Here is a 3,462-nt window from a genome sequence, read left to right as displayed (position 1 = left end):
TCGGTCGCTCGGACGCATTTACGCGGGGCGGCTTCGCCATTATGCCCCACGCAACTGCGCCGCTTAGCTTAATGTTATACGCAAAAGGAAATCTGTGAATAAAAAGGAATTTATTGGGCTTGTTGTATTAATTTGCTTACTCAATTTCGTACTTCAAATTTGGTATGCAGGTAATGCTGGCGATTTCATCGCAAATTATCTTGGCTACCCAGTAGGTGTTTTCATCATTCCTATTTTCATATCACAATTGCCTCCTTGTGTTACGCTTTTAGCTAGTTCAAAGCCGCTGGCGTCAAAACAAAAATTGCTCTTGTTTGGTATTCCTTGTTCTGTTTCGGTATGTTTAGTTTTTGGCTTTTACTTAGTAATGCAATATGGCGGTTAATTTTGGCAATTGCGTATAACAAAAAAATCAAGTCACTCACTGCGTTCGCTGGGACGCATACATGCGGGGCGGCTTCGCCATTATGCCCCACATGCCTGCGCCCCTTATTTAAAAGTTATGCATCAAGGAAAGATAAATGGAAATTTCATTCTTAGCGGATCAAAACTATTTTTGTAAAACCATTGCTGAATGGTATTACAATGAATGGGCAAAACATTACAACGTTCCATTCAATGTCGTTTTTGAAGACGTGAAAATCAAATCAAAATCAAAAACTAAGTTTCCACTTTGTTTTGTTGCTATGGACCAAAACAATGCTATTGGCGCTGTCGAACTCAAACTCTACGAAAATAAAGGCTACAACTATAAACATTGGTTGGGTGGCTTATTTGTGCTTCCGGATCATCGACGCTCCGGCATCGCAAAAAAGCTAATTCAAGCTGCATTAGACCATTCTCAGAAATTAGGAGTAGAAGCTCTTTATTTGCAATGTAAAACTGAACATTCGTCTTTGTATAGTTTATTTGGGTTTACCAGCATTCACTTGCTATCAGATAATACTTGCGTCATGGTAAAGGCTAGTGCAAATGCATAACAAGGCGCTCAAAAACGCCCCTGGCGGGGCTGGGACGCAAACGTGGCGCGGCTTCGCCATTATCGCGCCACATTCGCGCCCTTTAGCTTAGCGTTATATGCCATGAAACATTCGTGCTTTTTACTAATAATTCTTTCATTAGCTTTAGTTGGCTGTATAGCCAAACCTAGAGGATCTTATTACCAACCTTTCCACCCTCTTGGGCAAGCCGCATCTCGCACATGCGACGCGAATAGCAATAAAGTGCGCCTAGAAATAACTATCGAAGACGGTATAACTATGCAAACTCATTTGCTAGAGACAAGCAACGGTTCATTTGTTTTGGAAATTGGTTTTGTCTTAGAAAAAAATAAAGAAATCAAGCTACATTCAGACTCTATTGCAATACAATTTAATGAAGAAAAATCATTACTTGTATCGCTTAAAGAGTGGAAAAAACGAATACTAGTCGGAGGCGTTGTAAAGCAAAAATATCGTGGCTCAGTCTTCGAATACAATATGTCTTATAGTGAGTCTATAAGCATAACCGAAAGCATTGGAAACACTCTCAAAGTAACCGTCCCAGAATTTGAAGTTTCAGGTCAACGTAGACAACTTGCTCCAATAGTTTTCAAGAAAAAATCAGGAGAAGTACAGTGGTTACCGAAACTAAACTGTTAGCATATAACAAAGCGCTAAACACGTTCCCTTTGGTCACTGGGACACAAACGCAGCGGCGCTTCGCTATTATGCCGCTACGTTTGCGCCCGTTAGCTTAAAGTTATGTGCTTAAAGGTGTAAGCAGATGAAAAAGGTTTTAAATGGATTTCTACTAGGATTGGGATTTTCGATTGCTTTTGCATTGTTCATGACCATTTGGGCTATAACAGCTCAACCTAGAATCGAAGCCATGTTCGAAGAATCGTATAGCAAAGTAAAATCTGATTTCGATTCTTCTTTTATTGATAGCATGGGTTTAAAAATCGATAAAACTGTGATTCAAGACCAATCAGTTTTAATAAACTACAAAGTTAATAATATTGGTTCAGGTCTGGCGTCGCTATACTCCGTGAGATTCACCTTGAAAGCTTCAAATGGTCAATTTATGGGTAACTGCGACCATCAAATACCTGAGGCTTTTACTAATAATAACTTTATTTTTCTTTCAGTTCGCTGTTCGGATCTGCAGCTTCCAGCTAACGAGTTTGACGTTGCCATTGCTTCGGTTATTAAAAACCGACAACAATTTTAATTTACAGTAAGTTTAAATCGAAGGTTGAGTTTTGAACGCACATAACAACTCAATAAACTCACTCACTTTGTTCGCTGGGACCCATACACGTAGGGCGGCTTCGCCATTATGCCCCACGTGTTTGTGCCCGTTATTGGAAAGTTAGAACGCGTCAGCCTAAACTACGTTTGGCTTTATAAAAATATCAGTTCAACCGCCCTCACCTGCTGTTGCAAAAATCGCTCTGGCTTTTGGTGGTTTTAACTTCGCCGCTTTGAATTCAAAGGTCGCGCAATAGGCGCTTTATCGCCAAGTTCTTATTCGAGGCCAGCAAGCGCCATTGCACTTGGTAATTCATAGGGCGGCTTGCTTCAGTCAAATCACCTACATCACTGCACTGGCATTTTGCTTGTTTGCTTTAACAATCAATCGTATGCTGGCTTTATTAGTTTTTAAAAAAGCCAATGGAACAGGCTCTGCTTCTAACAAAGCGCTTAAGCCTCTCCCTTCGGTCGCTGGGACGCCTATACGCGGGGCGGCTTCGCCATTATGCCCCACGTATCTGCGCCCCTTAGCTTAAAGTTAGAAGTGCCAGAAGGATCTGCAAATGTCTTATTACAACTCAACTATTTTAAAGACCGCTGCAAAAGTTTCTTTTCTACATATTTCGTGGCTTGTTGCCCTAATTGGAATTCCGATTGTATTTTTTAGAGATGGCCTAGATTTAGTAGAGAAAGCACTATTGTTTAGTGGGTTATTGTTCTTTTTCTGGTTTGTATATTTACTTTTTTGCATTACATTTCATAGGCTAAGCATGCGAAATGAGCATAACAAGTTTGGCTATCTGGCAAAGGATGACCTCGAAAAAGGTAAAGAAGTTGGTACACATTTGGAGGGGTGGTAGCATGGCACTTCTAACAAAATGCTTAAGTACACTCCCTCCGGTCGCTGGGACGCCTATACGCGGGGCGGCTTCGCCATTATGCCCCACGTATCTGCGCCCCTTAGCTTAAAGTTATATTTATTCGGAGTACTATTCGTTGTCAAATCTACAATTCAACAAAAGAGAAATATTCCCCAATCCTTCGGATACATTTTTTTTCAAGCTGGAACCATTAGAAGCAATTAAAGATGAGTGTATTTTTGTATTAGATGCCAATGTACTCTTATTGCCATATACAACAGGAGTAAAAAGCAGGGCAACCGCATGAGTGCTCACTAATTAATCATGCCACTAAAACCCGCAGTTAGCACAGCTTCCAGATAGCTGGC

General features: G+C 40.7%; 6 protein-coding genes. 5 read left to right on the top strand and 1 reads right to left on the bottom strand.

What is annotated here, in order from left to right; all coding sequences use genetic code 11:
• Window positions 1–94: 94 nt before the first annotated feature.
• From J5X92_RS20730 to J5X92_RS20715, 4 genes are all read left to right on the top strand, one after another.
• Window positions 95–385, top strand: coding sequence for a hypothetical protein (locus J5X92_RS20730; protein ID WP_185864215.1), 291 nt, complete (start codon window positions 95–97; stop codon window positions 383–385).
• Window positions 386–521: 136 nt separating this feature from the next.
• On the top strand, window positions 522–980 hold the full coding sequence (locus tag J5X92_RS20725) for a GNAT family N-acetyltransferase (protein WP_126874091.1): 459 nt from the start codon (window positions 522–524) through the stop codon (window positions 978–980).
• Between the two features lie 279 nt (window positions 981–1,259).
• Window positions 1,260–1,640 (top strand): hypothetical protein, encoded by a 381-nt coding sequence (locus J5X92_RS20720; protein WP_126874092.1) that lies wholly within the window; start codon window positions 1,260–1,262, stop codon window positions 1,638–1,640.
• 124 nt (window positions 1,641–1,764) lie between these two features.
• A complete protein-coding gene (locus J5X92_RS20715; protein WP_013785555.1) occupies window positions 1,765–2,211 on the top strand; it encodes a hypothetical protein in 447 nt (148 codons plus the stop codon).
• A gap of 363 nt (window positions 2,212–2,574) precedes the next feature.
• Here J5X92_RS20715 and J5X92_RS20710 read toward each other — a convergent pair whose 3' ends face one another.
• Window positions 2,575–2,748 (bottom strand): hypothetical protein, encoded by a 174-nt coding sequence (locus J5X92_RS20710; RefSeq protein ID WP_013783762.1) that lies wholly within the window; start codon window positions 2,746–2,748, stop codon window positions 2,575–2,577.
• 49 nt (window positions 2,749–2,797) lie between these two features.
• Here J5X92_RS20710 and J5X92_RS20705 point away from each other — a divergent pair, with 49 nt between their 5' ends.
• Window positions 2,798–3,094, top strand: coding sequence for a hypothetical protein (locus J5X92_RS20705; protein WP_044056461.1), 297 nt, complete (start codon window positions 2,798–2,800; stop codon window positions 3,092–3,094).
• The last annotated feature ends 368 nt before the right edge of the window (window positions 3,095–3,462 follow it).

Origin of the sequence: Alteromonas sp. K632G, assembly GCF_017653625.1 — a bacterium.
GTDB lineage: Bacteria > Pseudomonadota > Gammaproteobacteria > Enterobacterales > Alteromonadaceae > Alteromonas > Alteromonas naphthalenivorans.
Note: the sequence above shows the minus strand (reverse complement) of the source record. Positions and strands in the feature narration are given on the sequence as shown.

Excerpts from the sequence above, each read along its gene's own strand:
- J5X92_RS20705 (WP_044056461.1), top strand. The coding sequence starts at position 2,798 with ATGTCTTATTACAACTCAACTATTTTAAAGACCGCTGCAAAAGTTTCT.
- J5X92_RS20715 (WP_013785555.1), top strand. The coding sequence starts at position 1,765 with ATGAAAAAGGTTTTAAATGGATTTCTACTAGGATTGGGATTTTCGATT.
- J5X92_RS20720 (WP_126874092.1), top strand. The coding sequence starts at position 1,260 with ATGCAAACTCATTTGCTAGAGACAAGCAACGGTTCATTTGTTTTGGAA.
- J5X92_RS20725 (WP_126874091.1), top strand. The coding sequence starts at position 522 with ATGGAAATTTCATTCTTAGCGGATCAAAACTATTTTTGTAAAACCATT.